Annotated in this window: 12 protein-coding genes; 7 read left to right on the forward strand and 5 right to left on the reverse strand. The window is 43.6% G+C overall.

Features of this window, described 5'->3' with window-relative positions:
- Together GWK08_RS05455 and dnaE are read right to left on the reverse strand one after the other, a co-directional pair.
- Window positions 1-528, reverse strand: coding sequence for a DUF2199 domain-containing protein (locus tag GWK08_RS05455; RefSeq protein WP_163605884.1), 528 nt, complete (start codon window positions 526-528; stop codon window positions 1-3).
- A gap of 22 nt (window positions 529-550) precedes the next feature.
- A complete protein-coding gene (gene dnaE, locus GWK08_RS05460) occupies window positions 551-4,936 on the reverse strand; it encodes a DNA polymerase III subunit alpha (protein WP_163605885.1) in 4,386 nt (1,461 codons plus the stop codon).
- A gap of 530 nt (window positions 4,937-5,466) precedes the next feature.
- Between dnaE and GWK08_RS05465 the strand changes: the two genes are divergently transcribed.
- The 4 genes from GWK08_RS05465 to GWK08_RS05480 all read left to right on the forward strand — a co-directional run bounded on the left by GWK08_RS05465 (window position 5,467) and on the right by GWK08_RS05480 (window position 8,800).
- Window positions 5,467-6,072 (forward strand): 30S ribosomal protein S16, encoded by a 606-nt coding sequence (locus GWK08_RS05465; RefSeq protein WP_163605886.1) that lies wholly within the window; start codon window positions 5,467-5,469, stop codon window positions 6,070-6,072.
- Window positions 6,073-6,083: 11 nt separating this feature from the next.
- Complete coding sequence (gene rimM, locus GWK08_RS05470; RefSeq protein ID WP_163605887.1) at window positions 6,084-6,611, forward strand: ribosome maturation factor RimM; 528 nt, start codon at window positions 6,084-6,086, stop codon at window positions 6,609-6,611.
- A 189-nt stretch (window positions 6,612-6,800) separates the two neighbouring features.
- A complete protein-coding gene (locus tag GWK08_RS05475) occupies window positions 6,801-7,514 on the forward strand; it encodes a tRNA1(Val) (adenine(37)-N6)-methyltransferase (RefSeq protein WP_163605888.1) in 714 nt (237 codons plus the stop codon).
- A gap of 107 nt (window positions 7,515-7,621) precedes the next feature.
- Window positions 7,622-8,800, forward strand: a complete 1,179-nt coding sequence (locus GWK08_RS05480) for an acyl-CoA dehydrogenase family protein (RefSeq protein WP_163605889.1) — start codon at window positions 7,622-7,624, stop codon at window positions 8,798-8,800.
- 527 nt (window positions 8,801-9,327) lie between these two features.
- Here GWK08_RS05480 and GWK08_RS05485 read toward each other — a convergent pair.
- The 3 genes from GWK08_RS05485 to GWK08_RS05495 form a co-directional block, all read right to left on the reverse strand.
- The gene (locus tag GWK08_RS05485) at window positions 9,328-9,522 is read right to left on the reverse strand and encodes a hypothetical protein (RefSeq protein WP_163604846.1); all 195 of its coding nucleotides are present in this window, start codon (window positions 9,520-9,522) and stop codon (window positions 9,328-9,330) included.
- A 64-nt stretch (window positions 9,523-9,586) separates the two neighbouring features.
- Window positions 9,587-12,589 carry a DNA polymerase III subunit alpha gene (locus GWK08_RS05490; protein WP_163605890.1) on the reverse strand — a complete coding sequence of 1,001 codons (3,003 nt, stop codon included), beginning with the start codon at window positions 12,587-12,589 and terminating at the stop codon, window positions 9,587-9,589.
- Between the two features lie 401 nt (window positions 12,590-12,990).
- On the reverse strand, window positions 12,991-14,205 hold the full coding sequence (locus GWK08_RS05495; protein ID WP_163605891.1) for a DNA polymerase Y family protein: 1,215 nt from the start codon (window positions 14,203-14,205) through the stop codon (window positions 12,991-12,993).
- A gap of 101 nt (window positions 14,206-14,306) precedes the next feature.
- Here GWK08_RS05495 and GWK08_RS05500 point away from each other — a divergent pair, with 101 nt between their 5' ends.
- The 3 genes from GWK08_RS05500 (at window position 14,307) to GWK08_RS05510 (ending at window position 17,990) form a co-directional block, all read left to right on the forward strand.
- The gene (locus GWK08_RS05500; RefSeq protein WP_163605892.1) at window positions 14,307-15,080 is read left to right on the forward strand and encodes an XRE family transcriptional regulator; all 774 of its coding nucleotides are present in this window, start codon (window positions 14,307-14,309) and stop codon (window positions 15,078-15,080) included.
- A 119-nt stretch (window positions 15,081-15,199) separates the two neighbouring features.
- Window positions 15,200-15,652, forward strand: coding sequence for a hypothetical protein (locus GWK08_RS05505; protein WP_163605893.1), 453 nt, complete (start codon window positions 15,200-15,202; stop codon window positions 15,650-15,652).
- A 4-nt stretch (window positions 15,653-15,656) separates the two neighbouring features.
- Window positions 15,657-17,990, forward strand: coding sequence for a TolC family protein (locus tag GWK08_RS05510; protein WP_163605894.1), 2,334 nt, complete (start codon window positions 15,657-15,659; stop codon window positions 17,988-17,990).
- Window positions 17,991-18,012: the final 22 nt, after the last annotated feature.

Here is an 18,012-nt window from a genome sequence, read left to right on the forward strand (position 1 = left end):
CTACTTTAAAGTATTTAGCATTCCCTGAATACGTCTTTCAGTTTCCTCTTTGGTGATTCCGTCATAATAATCCTTAACCAAAGGATGATCAGAACTCTCATGTGGAAAGATCTCAGGTCTGCTGTTTCCTTTTTTTGTCATAACATCCGTAGGGATCATTGCAGCTTCCTCATATTGGGGGATACTATTACACAACCAACCGAAATAGCCTGTTTCGTGATTCTCGTTATTGAAATTTGACTTATAATCGTTGTAACTTTTCTCACTTAAGGATACCCATACTCCATATTCAAGGTCTTCGCAGTGATCATTAACTTTTTGAAAGAGTACTACCCTGATAAAACGGTCTGTCTGATCTTCATATCTGATCTCACAAAAATCAGGGTTCAGTTCTGCAATAGTTGATTTTTGATGTTCGGTAAGGTATTCATAAGGATCAGGAGATCTAAAACCTAAAGCTGGCCAGTCATCATGAATCTGACCACATTCTGAGCACTTATATTTTAATTGTTCTTCTTTTCCTTCCAAAATACACTAATACAAAACCCCGTTAATTTAACTTATAATACACCTCCTGCTTGTCGAGTTCTTCCAGTAGTTCGTTAGAGATCTTTACCTTTTGTTTGCGGCTCGGCATATGCAGTTTGATCTCTTCCTGCATCTCATATACCACAAAATTTAGCGTATGGTCTCCTCTGTGCATGCTGATAAGCGATTTCAGGTCGGTAATATGATCTTCCTTCAGTTGATTGATATCCAGTTGAATGGTAAGTTTCTTAGCCTGGGATTCCATAATATCCTGCAGCATCTGAATGCCGTTAAACTGTATCCTGGGGTCGCCTTTTTTACCGGTATCCTTATTTACCCAGCCTTCCTTGATAAAGGCCCTGATATAGGTAAAGGAATTCACCATTAAAAAGTGACGGTATTTTAAATACTCTTCTCCAAAGATCCTGAATTCATAGGATTCGGTATAGTCCTCTACCGTAAAAGCTGCCCAGCCTTTCCCATTCTTGGAAACCCGGTGTTGCACGTCGGTAATAACCCCGGCAAAGGTAATTTCGCGGTTTACATAATTCTCCATTTCGCTGAAGATAGAGAGATTGCCGTTACAGAAATACTGCATCTCTATCTTAAAATCATCCAGCGGGTGGCCCGACAAATAGATCCCCACTACTTCTTTTTCCCTCCTGAGTTTTTCCATGGTTCCCCATTCTTCGCAGGGAGGTACGACAGGTTCCGGGATCTGTACTTCACTCGCATCGCCAAAGAGGCTTACCTGTGCGGAGTTCTCATTTTCCTGATATTTTGCCCCGTAGCGGATGGTCTTTTCCAGGAAGGACATTCCCTCTCCGTCATTATGGAAATACTGCGCCCTGTGCGTATCGGCAAAGGAGTCGAAGCCTCCGGCAAGGGCCAGGTTTTCAAAAGCTTTTTTATTGGCAGCACGAAGGTCTATCCGTTTGGCCAGGTCAAAAACCGATTTGTATTTCCCGTCTTCCTTACGGGTCTCTACAATGGTATCTACCGCAGCCCTTCCAACACCTTTTATCGCCCCCATTCCAAAGCGAACCGCATTGTCCTGGTTTACGGAGAATTTATAATAGGATTCGTTTACATCAGGTCCGAGTACATTTAGTTTCATTCTTTTGCACTCCTCCATAAAGAAGGTCACCTGCTTGATATCGTTCATATTGTTGGAAAGCACCGCCGCCATATATTCTGCCGGATAGTGTGCCTTGAGATAAGCCGTCTGATAGGCGATCCAGGCATAACAGGTAGAGTGCGATTTATTAAAGGCGTAGGCCGCAAAGGCCTCCCAGTCTTTCCATACTTTTTCCAGTACATCCCGGGGGTGGCCGTTGGCCTCTCCTCCGTCCAGGAATTTAGGTTTTAGCTGTGCCAGCAGGGCAAAGATCTTTTTTCCCATCGCTTTCCGCAAAACATCGGCTTCACCTTTGGTAAATCCTGCCAGTTTCTGTGAAAGCAGCATCACCTGCTCCTGGTATACCGTGATCCCGTAGGTTTCCTTAAGATATTCTTCCATGGCAGGAAGATCGTAGGTGATCTCTTCCTCGCCGTGCTTTCTTTTAATAAATTTCGGAATGTATTCCAATGGCCCCGGTCTGTACAGGGCATTCATAGCAATAAGGTCAGCAAAAACAGTGGGTTTCAGCTCCTTCATGTATTTCTGCATCCCGGCAGATTCGTACTGGAAGATCCCAACAGTTTCTCCTCTCTGGAAAAGTTCATAGGTCTTTTCATCATCCAGCGGGAAGTTCTCGGGATCGAGCAGGATCCCATGCTTTGCCTTTACAATTTTTACCGTGTCTTTTATAAGGGTAAGCGTTTTAAGTCCGAGGAAATCCATTTTCAGGAGTCCGGCACTTTCCACTACCGAGTTATCGAACTGGGTAACATAAAGATCGGAATCCTTTGCGGTGGCTACGGGAACGAAATTGGTAATATCGTCGGGGGTAATGATCACCCCGCAGGCGTGAATTCCCGTATTCCGTACCGAACCTTCCAGGATCCTTGCCTGGTTAATGGTCTGTGCTTCCAGATCTTCTCCTTCCGAAAGGTTTTTAAGCTCATTTACCTTATCCATCTCATCGGAACGGAGTTTGGATTTCAGTTCCTTATCGTCCAGTTTAAAGATCTTCCCCAGTTTCATATTGGGGATCAGCTTGGCGATCCTGTCGGCATCTCCCAGCGGCAGATCCAGCACCCTTGCCGTATCGCGGATAGAGGATTTGGCTGCCATGGTACCGTAAGTAACGATCTGAGCCACCTGATTGGCTCCGTATTTCCCGATCACATAATCCATTACCTTTCCTCTTCCTTCATCATCGAAGTCGATATCGATATCGGGCATACTCACACGATCCGGGTTCAGGAAACGCTCAAAAAGCAGGTCGTACTTAATGGGGTCTATATTGGTAATCCCCAGACAATAGGCCACTACCGATCCTGCTGCAGAACCCCTTCCGGGCCCAACGGACACTCCCATATTCCGGGCTTCCCGTATAAAGTCTTCCACAATAAGGAAGTAACCGGGATATCCCGTATTCTCAATAACTCCCAGCTCAAAGTCAAGACGGGCTGTTATATCTTCGGTGATCTCACCGTATCTTTTTTTGGCACCTTCGTAGGTAATATGTTTCAGGTATTTATTCTCTCCTCTTTTTCCTCCGTCATGCTTATCCTCTTCCGACTGGAATTCCTCCGGGATATCGAAGGCAGGTAAGAGTACATCACGCGCCAGTACGAAAGGTTCTATCTTGTCTACGATCTCCTGAATATTCAGGATAGCTTCAGGAAGGTCCTTAAAAAGTTCCTTTACCGTATCTGCATCTTTAAAGTAATATTCCTGGTTTGGGAGCCCGTATCGGTATCCACGGCCACGGCCTATCGGCGTAGCTTGTTTTTCACCGTCCTTAACACATAGAAGGATATCGTGCGCATTGGCATCTTCCTTATCTACATAATAGGTGTTATTGGTAGCTACCATTTTTACCTGGTGCTTGCGCGCAAATTGTACCAGGATATCATTTACCCTGTCTTCGTCTTCCTGCCCGTGGCGCATCAATTCGATATATAGGTCCTCTCCGAACTGCTCCTTCCACCAGATCAGTGCTTCTTCGGCCTGGTTTTCACCTACATTCAGGATCTTACTCGGAACTTCCCCGTAGAGGTTTCCGGTAAGGACGATAACATCTTCTTTATATTTTTTTATGACCTCCTTATCGATACGGGGTACGTAATAGAACCCATCCGTATAACCGATAGAGGACATTTTAGCCAGGTTGTGATAGCCGTTTTTGTTCTTGGCCAGCATCACGATCATATACCCGTTGTCTTTACGGGTCTTATCGACATGGTCTTCACAGACAAAGAACTCACAACCCACAATGGGTTTCATGATCACCTCGGTGGGTGCTTCTCCTTTTTCTTCTGCTTCCTTGTTCTTCTCTTCTGCCGCTTTATTGTGATTGCTTACTTCCTTTACAAAATGGAAAGCCCCCATCATATTGGCTACATCGGTAAGGGCTACTGCGGGCATTTTGTTTTTGGCCGCTGCACTTACCAGGTCCGGGATACTGGAAGTTGCCTGTAGTACGGAGAATTGGGAATGGTTATGAAGATGCACAAAACCTGCATCCTTCAGATCCTCTATATTCTGTTCTATCTCCTCTTTGGATATCCCCGTAGTTTGCTTGTCCTTCTGAAGTTTCTCCCGCACTTTTCGGGAAGCTTCCTTAAGGTTGATATGTGTAAGACCAATAAGCTGGATGGTCTGCGGGTTGGCTTCGGAAAAGTTGTGGAAATAGTCAGGAGAGACATCCAGTTCTTCCTGGGTATAGATCCCTTTTCTGATCAGTTCGAAAAAGCAACGGGTCGTTGCCTCCACATCGGCGGTAGCATTATGCGCTTCTTCAAAACCGTCTCCGAATAAAAAGTGATGCAGCTCGGTAAGTGTCGGGAGTTTGAATTTACCTCCCCTACCTCCGGGGATCTGACAAAGGGAAGCTGTTGTTTCGGTACAGGTATCGAGTACCGGAAGTTCCTGAAGGTCGTTATCTACTCCGAGCCGGTAAAACTCAGCTCCCATGATATTCACATCGAAGCCTACATTCTGCCCTACTACAAATTTGGTTTGCGAAAGGGCCTCATTAAATTTCTCCAGTACTTCTTCGAGAGGTACTCCCTGCTCCATGGCCAATTCCGTGGAAATTCCATGTATTTTCTCTGCATCATAGGGAATATTGAATCCGTCAGGTTTTACGAGATAATCCTGCTGGTCGATAAGCTGCCCCATTTCGTCATGTAACTGCCAGGCAATCTGAATACATCGCGGCCAGTTATCTGAATCTGAGACGGGTGCATCCCATCGCTTGGGTAAACCTGTGGTTTCCGTATCGAAGATTAAATACATAAGTATTCGTTAAGAATTAGAACTATAGAGTGAGGGATAAAAATACATATATTTTTAAGCGAATTGCAGTGAACTTATCAGGAGTTATTAACGGTTGTTTAGTAGTGAGTGTTGCTCCTACGCCAAGGCTTCGGTGCACGTGGGTGGTGGGTGGTTGATAGTTGTTGGTTGTTAGTGATTGGTTGTTACACCTTCACTAAAGTTTCGGTGTATGTCGATGGTTATTCGATTTGTCATCTCGAGCATCTCGACTACGCTCGATACAGGCTCGTCGAGAGATGGAATTTGAGGCTTGGTATTTGGAATTTAACCCGCGTTAGGGATTGAAGCGGTATCCTTTTTGAATCAAAAAGATATAGCGGAAAGCCCGGCCTTTTGACAATCAAAAGGAAACGCCCTAAAATTCAATAAAATAAAGCTTTAACTTATGCGTGGTTTTTTAAAATAAACGTATATTTGCACCCGCTTAGTTCTTAGCTAAGTAAAAAAATTAATAACAGAGGTCGTGAACCTCACTAATTAATGCATTTATGCCAGTTAAAATCAGATTACAGAGACACGGTAAAAAAGGAAAGCCTTTTTACTGGATCGTAGCAGCGGATTCCCGCTCAAAAAGAGATGGTAAATTCCTTGAAAAATTAGGGATCTACAATCCGAACACTAACCCTGCACAGATTGAACTTAATGTAGAGAATTCTGTACAATGGTTACAAAATGGTGCTCAGCCAACAAATACGGCAAAAAGACTTTTGTCTTATAAAGGAGCATTATTAAAGCATCACTTACTTGGTGGTGTGGCTAAAGGAGCTTTAACTGAAGAGCAGGCTGAAGAAAAATTCCAGGCCTGGTTGGAAGAGAAAACCGGAAAAGTAGAGGCTAAGAAAGATGATCTTGCCAAAGCTAAGGAAGAAGCCAGAGCCAAGCAGTTAGAAGCTGAAAAAGAAATTAACGAGAAGCGTAAAGCAGCGGCAGCAGAGGCTGAAGCTGAAGCTGTAGCAGAGGAAGCTGCAGAAGAAGCAACTGAAGAGGTTGTTGCTGAAGCTGAAGCAGCTACTGAGGAAGCACCTGCTACCGAAGAAGCTCCGGCTGAAGAAGCGCCAGCAGCAGAGGAAAACAAAGACGAAGCTGCTGAGTAATTTTTGCGGAGATGAAGAAGGAAGATTGCTTCTATCTCGGTAAAATCGTTAAAAAATATAGCTTTAAGGGTGAAGTACTGGCAAAGCTGGATACGGATGAACCCGAACTTTACAAAAACTTGGAATCAGTATTTATTGCTCTCGGCAATAATCTGGTTCCATTTTTTATTGAGGCCTCCTCACTTCACAAATCGGACCTCCTGCGGTTAAAACTGGAAGACGTGACTACAGAACAGGATGCGGATGCATTGATGAGATCTGATCTTTACCTTCCGCTGGATCTGCTTCCCAAACTAAGTGGAAATAAGTTCTACTTCCACGAAGTGATAGATTTTACCATGGAGGATGTGAATTTCGGAGCAGTAGGAATTGTTAAAGGTATTAACGACAGCACCGCCCAGGCTCTTTTTGAGGTTGAAAGGGATGGAACCGAGATCCTGATCCCTATGAACGACGAATTCATTAAGGAGGTAGACCGCAAAAACAAAAAGGTTATTGTAGAAACTCCGGAGGGGTTGATCGATCTTTATTTGGGGTAAATTCCAATACTCCAAAACGAAGTGAAGAAGCAACACCCCTAAAGTCCCCTCAAGGAGACAATGCTAACAACCAGTAACGAACAACCAAGTATCAAATTCCACCTCTCGACTGCGCTCGAGATGACAAATCAAACAACCAGCAACCAAGAACCATCAACCATCAACCAACAACCAACAACTAAATATCAAATGTCAAAACCATTTCGTTTTAAACAATTCAGTATTCAGCAGGATCGTTGTGCTATGAAAATAGGAACCGATGGGGTTCTGTTGGGGGCGTGGATCGATATTTCCCATCGGCCGTTTTCCGTACTGGATATCGGTGCCGGTACCGGGCTTATAGCATTGATGCTGGCTCAGAGAAGTACTGCAGAAGTTATAGACGGGATTGAGATTGACGAAGATGCGTACGAACAATGTGTAGATAATTTTGAAAACGCTCCCTGGAACGATCGCCTTTTCTGTTATCATGCCGGTCTGGACGAATTTGTGGAAGAGATTGAGGATAAATACGACCTGATCGTTTCCAACCCTCCTTTCTTTAGCGAGGACTATAGCAGCGGAGATGCTTCCAGAGACAAGGCCCGCCTGAACAGCTCCCTTCCCTTTGAAGAGCTGGTAGAAAGTGTTTCGCACCTGCTTTCTCCCGAAGGATATTTTAATACCATCATTCCGTTTAAGGAAGAACAAAATTTTATTGCTCTGGCCGAAAAGCACAAGTTATTTCCACAGCGTATTTGCAGGGTAAAAGGACATGCCGATGCCGAAATCAAACGCAGTCTTCTTTGCTTTGGTTTTGATAAGACCGATCCGGATACGGAGGAGCTGATCATAGAAAAAAGCAGGCATGAATACACAGAGGCCTATATTTCTCTTTGCAAGGATTTTTATTTAAAAATGTAGTTATCAATATTCTTTGTTTGGTTTATTTACATTAGCTACTTTTGCTTCAATAATTTTTAAAGAATCCCGCCTGTTTACCATACGGGCTAAAAAATAAAAACCATCAGATGAAACCAGACTTATTTGAAGCTCCTGATTATTACAATGTTGATGAGCTGTTAAGCGACGAACATAAATTAGTAAGAGATGCAGCCCGTCAATGGGTAAAACGAGAAGTTTCTCCAATCATTGAAGATTTTGCACAACGCGCGGAATTCCCCGATCAGATTATCGGGGGCCTTGCAGAGATAGGGGCTTTTGGCCCTTATATTCCTGTTGAGTACGGAGGAGCCGGTCTTGATCAGATAAGTTACGGTCTTATCATGCAGGAGATTGAAAGAGGTGATAGCGGGGTACGTTCTACCGCTTCTGTACAATCGTCTTTGGTGATGTATCCTATCTGGAAATACGGAACCGAAGAGCAAAGAAAAAAATATTTACCCAAGCTGGCTTCCGGAGAATTTATGGGATGCTTCGGTCTGACAGAGCCGGATCACGGTTCCAATCCCGGAGGAATGGTTACCAATTTTAAAGATAAAGGAGACCACTACCTGCTTAACGGTGCTAAATTATGGATCTCCAATGCTCCTTTTGCCGATGTGGCCGTAGTATGGGCTAAAGATGAAAGCGGAAGGATACACGGACTTATCGTAGAGCGCGGAATGGAAGGATTCAGCACTCCTGAAACTCATAATAAATGGTCTTTAAGGGCATCGGCTACCGGAGAATTGATCTTCGATAATGTAAAAGTTCCCAAGGAAAATCTGCTTCCCGGAAAAAGCGGATTGGGAGCACCTCTTGGTTGTCTTGATTCTGCACGTTACGGAATTGCCTGGGGAGCTATCGGAGCTGCCATGGACTGTTATGATACGGCTTTGAGATATGCCAAAGAGCGTATTCAGTTCGATAAACCTATTGCCGCTACCCAGTTACAGCAGAAAAAACTGGCGGAAATGATCACGGAGATCACCAAGGCACAGCTTCTGGCATGGAGACTGGGAGTACTTCGTGAAGAAGGAAGAGCTACTTCGGCGCAGATCTCTATGGCTAAAAGGAACAATGTGGAAATGGCTATTAAAATTGCCAGGGAAGCAAGACAGGTATTAGGAGGAATGGGAATTACCGGAGAGTACAGCATCATGAGGCATATGGTGAATCTCGAAAGTGTAATTACCTATGAGGGTACACACGATATTCACCTGTTAATTACCGGAATGGATATTACCGGGCACGCAGCTTTTAAATAAAAAAGAATACTTTCTAAATAATTTTTCAAAAGGCAATCGTTTAAAGCGATTGCTTTTTTGTTTTATTATCTAAGGTGAGGGCTGCCCTCATCCCAACCTACCTGTCGGTAGGCCGACCTTCTCCCACAGGGAGAAGGAGGCATTATATGATGATCTTTTTCTCAACCATTAAAAGAATCGACCTATTTTTAATTCCGTTAGAAATCAAAAAGGTTTTACATTGGGGAGTCGGAAGCTGTCCAAAAAGTGTTTTGCGAAGCAAAAACGGCCTGGGCTGCGCGGCTGTAAAAGCTTTGTAGTATTTCAAGGAATTTAAAATCAGTCTTGACCTTTTTGGTTCGTTTTTGGGTCAAGCCAAAAATGAACAGAACTTTTACTGTTCCCCGGGTTTAAACTTTAGCTAAAATGAATGATTAATAACGGATAGTTGAGTTTTTAATTATATCATTAGGTGGAGTAAAGCAATGAAGTCTGTCTGCCGACAAGGCAAGCTTACGATGATTCCGGTTATATCAATAAAATACGGATTAAGCTGCTTTTTTGAGTAGATCTAACATAGGACAACGCTTACAACGGTTACCCTTTTTGTATTTTTTACAGCACTTGCTTTTGCATTTTTTAGGGATCTCAATAATAGTAGTTGCCAGGATCTCCTTCTTCGCTTTTTTTGCCTTTTTTTCCTTCTTCTCTTTCTTCTTTATTTTCTCCTTTTTCTTGCCCACGTATCAAAACAAATTAAAAACGAGGCGAAAATACACTTTATTTTTATTCGATCTAAATAAATCTTCATATTTTTTTCAACAATTCTTTATTTCCATTAGGTTGTTCCTCAGCATATCTGGGGTCGGGAATATAATCCTGCTTCTCCATTTTTACCACCTCTATACTCAGGAAGCCGAATTCATCTACCACCTTCCCATAGAGGCGGTAAATTCCTTTCCCCCAGAAATAGTAGGTTTTGGCCACCTGCGGAAATAAAACCACATCAAAAACTTCTCCGTCCTGATCGGTAAAAGTGGCAAAATTCATTCGCTTTCCGTTATGCGTAGTTGTATTTTTTATGGATACCAGGTAGCCATAAATATCTATATATCTGTTGGTATAGCGCTGCAGGTCTTTAGCCCCATTCCTGTTCTTGGGTTCTTTAGACAGAAGTTCAAAAGGGCTCCGCAAACAGAAACCCAGTAATTCCAGCTGATCAAAAGACGCTTCCAGTGCCGTGGTTCTTAAAGCGGGAATATCGCAATGCCTGTATTCCGGTTTGAAAAGCTTTGGTGGTTCTTCTTCTTTTTTTGTACTTCCCAGCTTAAAATGAGCTTCCCAGAGTAATTCGTATTTATCGATTCCACTAAACCGGAAAGCATCAATTCGTATCAGGATACTCAACTGCTCTATAGAAATGGCCGTCCGTTCTATAAAATCCTCAAGGGAAATAAAGCTTCCTCTTCTTTCCCGTTCTTCAATAATACGCTTAACAGTTTTGTCTTCCAGATCCTTCAGGTACCCGAACCCCAGGTATATATCTTTCCCTTTTATGATATTCTGCACAAAACTTTTATTGATACAGGGCGGGTGTATCACAGCCCCCAGCATCCTGGCTTCGTGTACATAAAACTCAGAACGGTAAAATCCGCCTCCGTTATTAAGCACTGCCACCATGAATTCCAGCGGAAAATAGGTTTTCAGGAAAAGGGTCTGATAACTCTCTACCGCATAAGACGCCGAGTGCCCTTTGGCAAATGCATAACCGGCAAAACTGGCAATCTGGTTCCACACCTCAAAAATAATGGCATCTGCATAGCCTTTTTCCCGGCAATTGGAGATGAATTTTGCTTTTACCTTCTGAAATTCTTCCCGGGAACGGAATTTCCCGCTCATCCCCCTCCTTAGCACATCGGCTTCTCCCAGGTTGAGTCCGGCAAAATAGTGAGCCACCTTGATCACATCTTCCTGATACACCATTACCCCGTAAGTATCGGGCATGATCTTCAGCATTACCGGATGTGCTTTCTCTTTTGTCCGTTTCGGATTCTGGTGCCTCAGGATATATTCGCGCATCATTCCGCTTTTGGCCACTCCCGGACGGATAATAGAACTGGCCGCTACCAGCCCCAGGTAATTATCTACCGCCAGTTTTTTGAGCAACATCCGCATGGCGGGAGATTCTACATAAAAACATCCCATACACTGCGCGTGTTTTATAAGATTGTTGATCCGCGGATCTGTTTTAAACGCCTTTACGTTGTGGATATCAAAACCGGATCTGTCCGGCTGATTCTGTCTTACCACGGCAATAGCATCCTTAATTTTAGCCAGTCCGCGTTGCCCGAGAATATCAAATTTATACAGGCCGACATCCTCCGCAATTACCATATCAAACTGGGTGGTAGGAAAACCTTTGGGAGGGAAATTGGTAGCAGCAAAGTAATGCAACGGGCGTTCGCTTATAATGATTCCTCCTGCATGAATGCTCACATAATTGGGCATTCCCTGTATAAGTTTGCTGTATTTTTTAACCAGTACGGAAACCTCATCCAGGTTTACAGCCCGGTGTTTACCATCACATAAAACATCTATTTCCTCTTTGGGAAGCCCGAAGACTTTTCCCAGCTCCCTCATCACCCCTCTGTATTGAAAGGTGACATAAGTTCCCAAAAGGGCCACATGCTTAAAGCGGCTAAAAATATATTGCGTAACATCCTGCCTGTCCTTCCAGGAAAAATCGATATCGAAATCGGGGGGATTGGTCCTGTAAAGGTTAATAAAACGCTCAAAATAGAGGTCCAGTTCCATAGGATCCACATCGGTGATCCGCAGCAGGTAAGCTACAATACTGTTAGCTCCGCTTCCTCTTCCCACATAGTAGTAACCCTGCTCCCTTGCATAGGAAACGATATCCCAGTTAATAAGGAAGTAGGAAACAAAGTCCATTTTCTTTATCAGGGAAAGTTCTTTCTCCAGGCGGTCCCAGATGGGTTTCTCCGCTTCCGGATAGCGGTAAGGCAGGCCTTCCCTGCAGAGTTTTTCCAGCAGTTCCTCATCTTTTTTTTTACTCCCTGTATAGGTTTGCTGATTCTGTGGTTTCCTGCCTGATGAAAAATCAAAATGAATATGACAGCTGTTCATCAATCGCTCCGTATTCTCCAGAATAAAACTGTATTCGGCAAATACTGTTGCCAGGTTCTGCAGAGGAAACATTTTCTCATCCTCCCCGGCCTCCTCACTTTTCGGAAGCATGCTCAACAAAGTATTATTGTCTATGGCCCTCAGCAACCTGTGCGCATTAAAATCTCTTTTATTCCGGAAGGTCACCGGTTGAAGCACCACCAGTTTCTCCCTCAGGGAAAGAAGGTCCGAAAACGCCAGCCTCCTGAGGTCTGCAATGGCAATTCCAATAAATTCATTTTCCGAAAGCTCGCAGTCTTCCCACTCTGCTGCTTTTTTAAAGGGGTAAATGATATATGCATTCTCCATCCGGGGAGCCCTCTGCGGAAATTCCCTCTCCTCATACAGGTGGCGCGATAAAAAATCGTTCAGTTCTTTATAGCCCTCATTGTTCTTTGCAATTCCGACATACAGTTGCTCCACCCCATTCCTGAAATCGATCCCCACAATGGGTTTTATCCCGTATTGCTCGGATTTCCTGATAAAATTCAGGCAGGCCGAAGTATTGTTAATATCGGTAAGTGCCAGCTGGGTTACATGATTCTCCCCGGCCAGTTCCAGGAGCTCTATCTCCGAGAAAGTCCCGAAACGCAAACTGTAGTAGGTATGACAATTGAGGTACATGTTTTTGTTTTTTTAGTTTTTAGTTGATGGTTGTTAGTTGTCAGTATTTAGTTGTTGGTTGTTAGTATTCATTCAACATTCATCCCGATAGCTATCGGGATTCAACATTTATCATTTCTTATTGTGCAATCCCTCTTTCACTCTGCTTCAGAGCGCCGGGCTTTCCGCTCTATCTTTTTAGTTTAAAAAGGATGCCGCTTCAATCCCTATTGCGGGTTAAATTCCAAATTCCAAACACCAAATTCTAACTTCTCGACGAGCCTGTATCGAGCGCCCGCGTGCCGCAAAAGCTAAAGCGGAGGCGCAAGTCGAGATGCTCGAAGTGACAACTAACCAACGAACAACCATCAACCATCAACATACACCAAAACTTTAGTGAAGGTGTAACAACCAAGCCTTCCTCACTGCTTCCGGTGCGCCAGTACCACCGGGGGTTGTCCGTTAAAAGGATTATGCATCCTGCCAATGGTTTTTGCTCCCATAGCAGATGCCCTGATCACACTCCGGTCTCCGTAGCGGTTGCGAATGGTATCTAAAGCATTGTACAGATTAAGTGCCTCCTCCGTATCTTCAAATAAATTGATCTGATAGTTCCCTCCCACCAGGTGGCTGAAACGGATCCCGATCAGCCGTACCAGTAATCTTTTATTGTACAAGGTCCTGAACAGATCCAGGATCTTAGGGATCAGGATATGATCGGCACTGGTATAGGGTATTTTTAACTGCCTGGTATAAGTATTAAAATCGGAGTACCTGATCTTAACCGCTATACAGGCCGTTAACTTATTACCGCGCCTTAACTGATAAGCCAGGTTTTCGGTCATGGCCACCAGGATACTCTTCAGCCTTACCACATCTATGGTGTCTTTATCGAAAGTCCGCTCTGTCGAAATAGATTTGCGTTCGGAAAAAGGGATCACCGGAGTATTGTCTATTCCATTGGCCCGTTTCCAGATCGTCACCCCGTTCACCCCCAGTACTCCCCTCATCATATCTACAGGCATATCCTGAATGGTCTTTACTTTTTTTAATCCCAGGTTTCGCAATGTCTGATAGGTCTTATCACCTATCATCGGGATCTTCTTTATAGACAGGGGAGCCAGAAAAGGTTTTTCATGACCGTAATCTATTTTCATCTGGTTATTCGGTTTGGCCTCGTTGGTCGCTACCTTAGAAACTACTTTGTTGATCGACAATCCGAATGAAATAGGTAATCCCGTTTCTTCAATGACGGTCTTTCTCAATTCGGAAGCATAGGAATAGCAGCCAAAAAACTTATCCATTCCCGACAGGTCGGCATAAAACTCATCGATACTCGATTTCTCAAAAACGGGAACCTTCTCTTTAATGATCTCCGTCACCATATCGGAATACTTGCTGTACGTTCCCGCATTTCCTTTAATGACCGTTGCTTCGGGGCAAAGCTCCTTTGCCATTTTCATAGGCATGCCCGAATGTATTCCATAGCTGCGGGTCTCGTAACTGCAGGCAGCCACCACCCCTCTGTCGCTGATACCACCCACAAGCAGGGGCCGGTCCTGTAGTTTCGAATCGATCAGCCGCTCTACAGAAACATAAAAAGTATCCAGATCCAGATGTAATACCGTTTTATTCATTAAGCTTGGAATTTTTACAAAAATATGGAAATATTCCAATATTTTGGAAATAATCCATTAATAATTCGGAAATTCTCCCGAATTACTGCTATATTTGCTATATGGATAAGGTCTTGTCTACAGAAGCAAAACGATTTAAACAGGTCCGTGAAGAGCAGGGTTATACACAACAGGCTTTTGCCGATCTGCTCGGGATCAACGCATCAACAGCAGATATCGAAAGAGGGCGCACAAAACTATCCGGAAGGGTCGTTGCCGATCTGCTAAGGCACTTTAATGTAAATCCTCTCTGGCTCTATGGCGAAAGCTCTCATCAGTATATAAAGACCGTCAGAGCCGATATAAGTCCTAAAGTTATTTCTGTAAACTCTGCCGAAAATGAAAACATCCTCCTGGTAAATGCCAAGGCTTCTGCCGGATATGCACATAATATACAGGATACGGAATGGTATGAAGACCTGCCTGCCTTCGACCTCCCCTTACCCGAATACAGGAACGCCACCTATAGAGGGTTTCAGGTGGAAGGCGACAGTATGCTGCCCAATCTTCAGCCTAAAGAATGGGTTATTGCCAGGGCTGTAGAAGATATGAGTCATATAAAGAACAACGATATTTATGTGGTGGTCCTGGAAGACAGTATCCTGGTAAAAAGAGTAGTTCGTGACAAGGCAGGAGAAAATCTGCAACTCATTTCCATTAATCCTGAGTACCCGCCTATAGAGGTCGCCTCCGAACAGGTATGGGAGCTGTGGAAAGTACACAGCAAAATAGGCACCGACCTGGAAATAGCATCTCCCGATCTTCAAAAACTACAGCAACAGATCAGGGATGGCTTTAGCGATCTTAAAGATCAGATCGGAAAGATCCGGAATTAGCCCTCCTTCAATCCCCTATAAATCAAATCATAAGCTCTTTTGGGCTTATTTTTTACAGCATTTAATTTTTGGTTTCCATATTTGGAAACTAATTTATACCTTTGTACAAACTTTTCAAAATGAAGCCGATAGAGCTGTATGCTGAAATCCTGAAAAATGAAAACTACCCACCCATAGCCGGGAAGATCCTGGGTTTATTCTATACTTCCGATCAGAAGTATTTCACTTTTGAAGAGATCATGGAGCAAATAAATGCCAGCAAAAGTGCTACCAGCAAGGCCCTTAAGATTTTACTGGATACGGGAGAAGTAAACTTTATGATCAAAGAAAAAAGTAAAAGACGGAGGTTGTTCTACATGGATATTGAAGGCTGTAAACAAAGGATCTATTCATCTGTTTCAGCCTATGGTACTTATTATGCTCTACTGAAAGATACTCTCAACAAGAGGTCCGGCAATAACGAAGAATTAAACAGTTATATGAAAAGCGAAATAAAATTCTGGGAGGAAACCCTGGAGTTTATTAAAGATCGCATCACTTCTAATTTTGATATACCATTTGACAAAAATTAAGCGTATGAAACAACATTTATTATTCATTGCACTCCTCTTTACCTTTTTGGGGTTCTCACAAGGTAAAAAGGATTATGAGATAGGTATCTTACTGGATAATCAGACTCCCGAGCTGGCTCCGCTGCTCCGGGAGCTTCAAAACGAGATAAAATCTGTGGTAGGTGCAGATGCCAATATCAATTTCTCCGATAAAAACATACTCACCAATTATTACGATCTGCAGAAGGCGGAAGCTAATTACAATACGCTTATCAATAATGAAACCGATATCATTCTTGCTTTCGGGCCGATCAATAATACGGTAATCACCCGTCAGCAGGAACACAAAAAACCAACTATTCTTTTCGGAACAGTAAACAGCGACCTCATCCGGTTAAAGGAAGGACAGCAATCTTCGGGCATTCATAATTTTGCCTACCTGATCGCCTCTCAATCCTTTAATGAAGATCTTAAAACGCTACAGCAACTTTCCAATTTTAAAAAGGTAGGTATCGCTATAGAAAAAGATATTGCGGACGTGTTGCCTTTCAGGGAAATTTTCGATCAGGAACTGGCTGCTTTAGATGCTTCCTATACTCTTATTCCCTATGAGAACATAAGCGATCTGACCGGGCAACTGGAAGGAATTGATGCATTTTACCTGGCCGGAGGTTTCTTTCTGAACGAAGATGAGATCAAACAACTGGCACAGGCACTTATTGTCAAAAAGATCCCCTCCTTTACATCTACCGATATAGATGACGTGGAAGCAGGACTCCTGGCTACCAATCAGGCGGAGGAAAATATCAGTCAGTTCTTCAGGCGCATTGCATTGAGTGTGGAGGCCTACGTTAACGGAACAGATCTGGCCGAACTTCCCATCTATCTGGACTACGAAGATAAGTTAACCGTGAACTACAATACCGCAGAGAGGGTAGGCATCCCTATAAAATACAGCCTGATCGCTACCACGAATTTTGTAGGCGATTTTGAAAATGTTCTCTCCGAGAAAAAATACAACCTTCTGGAAGTAATGAATGATGCCGTCGGAAGGAACCTCAACCTACAGGCCAGCAAAAAAGATGTGGAACTGAGAACACAGGATGTAAAGACTGCCAAAAGTAATTACCTGCCCAATATAACGGCTGCAGCTACGGGAACCTATGTAGATCCGGATCTGGCAGAAATTTCGGGAGGGCAAAATCCGGAGTATTCAACAGCCGGAAATATTACGCTTCAGCAAACCATTTTCTCAGAATCTGCCAATGCCAATATCAACATTCAGAAAAACCTGGAAAAGGCACAGCAGGAAAGTTTCAATGCCGATCAGCTCAATACGCTGCTCGATGCTTCCAATGCCTATTTTAATGCCTTGATATTAAAAGCAAACCTGCAGATACAGAGTCAGAACCTGGATGTTACCAAGAAGAACCTGGAGATCGCCACGCAAAACTATGAGGCCGGACAATCAGGAAAATCAGATGTCCTCAGGTTCCGAAGTGAACTGGCAAGCAATACACAATCCCTGGTAGAAGCTGCCAATCAGCTGGAACAGGCATATTATGCCCTAAACCAGGTGCTCAACAACCCTATAGATTTTGAGATCGATGTGGATGAAGCCGAATTGGAAAAAGGCATCTTTGAAGGTTATGATTACGAGCGGTTCCGGGATTTCCTGGACGACCCCACCCTCCGGAGGCCTTTTGTTTCCTTTTTAGTGGAAGAAGCTCTCCGCAATGCTCCCGAACTAAAATCTCTTGATTACAATATAAAAGCAACCGAACGCAATATTAAACTCAACGGATCCGGTAGGTTCCTCCCTACCCTGGCATTGCAAGGCCAGTATAACAGGAGTTTTAATCAATGGGGAGCGGGAAGTACCCCGGAACCCGTATTGAACAGCAATTACAATATCGGTTTAAATCTCTCTATTCCTATTTTCCGGCAAAATCAGCAAAACATCAACAGGCAGACCGCCATCATACAGAAAGATCAGCTGGAGATCAATACAGACAATACCAAACTGAATATAGAGCGAAATGTTAATGATGCCGTTTTGAGCATTATCAATCAGATCGCCAATATTGAACTCTCTCAGGTTTCCGAGCAAACAGCAAAAGAAGCTTTGGAATTAACCCAGGCTTCCTATGCCAACGGAGCCGTAAACCTGGTGCAGCTCATAGATGCTCAGACCAATTACTTACAGGCTCAGCTGGCAAAAGCAAATGCCGTATACAACTACTTCCTGAGTTCCATTCAGCTGGAAAGGATCATCGGTTACTATTTTCTGTTGCATACGGAAGCAGAGAACCAGCAGTTTATCCAGCGTTTTAACCAGTATATGATCGGGAGACAATAAAAAAGACACTAAAAATGAAAAT

This window comes from Leptobacterium flavescens (assembly GCF_010671605.1).
GTDB classification, from domain to species: Bacteria; Bacteroidota; Bacteroidia; order Flavobacteriales; family Flavobacteriaceae; genus Leptobacterium; species Leptobacterium flavescens.

What these genes read in the sequence shown, in the direction of transcription:
- dnaE (WP_163605885.1), bottom strand. Translation starts at nt 4,936, where the DNA reads ATGTATTTAATCTTCGATACGGAAACCACAGGTTTACCCAAGCGATGG.
- GWK08_RS05465 (WP_163605886.1), top strand. Translation starts at nt 5,467, where the DNA reads ATGCCAGTTAAAATCAGATTACAGAGACACGGTAAAAAAGGAAAGCCT.
- rimM (WP_163605887.1), top strand. Translation starts at nt 6,084, where the DNA reads ATGAAGAAGGAAGATTGCTTCTATCTCGGTAAAATCGTTAAAAAATAT.
- GWK08_RS05475 (WP_163605888.1), top strand. Translation starts at nt 6,801, where the DNA reads ATGTCAAAACCATTTCGTTTTAAACAATTCAGTATTCAGCAGGATCGT.
- GWK08_RS05480 (WP_163605889.1), top strand. Translation starts at nt 7,622, where the DNA reads ATGAAACCAGACTTATTTGAAGCTCCTGATTATTACAATGTTGATGAG.
- GWK08_RS05490 (WP_163605890.1), bottom strand. Translation starts at nt 12,589, where the DNA reads ATGTACCTCAATTGTCATACCTACTACAGTTTGCGTTTCGGGACTTTC.
- GWK08_RS05495 (WP_163605891.1), bottom strand. Translation starts at nt 14,205, where the DNA reads ATGAATAAAACGGTATTACATCTGGATCTGGATACTTTTTATGTTTCT.
- GWK08_RS05500 (WP_163605892.1), top strand. Translation starts at nt 14,307, where the DNA reads ATGGATAAGGTCTTGTCTACAGAAGCAAAACGATTTAAACAGGTCCGT.
- GWK08_RS05505 (WP_163605893.1), top strand. Translation starts at nt 15,200, where the DNA reads ATGAAGCCGATAGAGCTGTATGCTGAAATCCTGAAAAATGAAAACTAC.
- GWK08_RS05510 (WP_163605894.1), top strand. Translation starts at nt 15,657, where the DNA reads ATGAAACAACATTTATTATTCATTGCACTCCTCTTTACCTTTTTGGGG.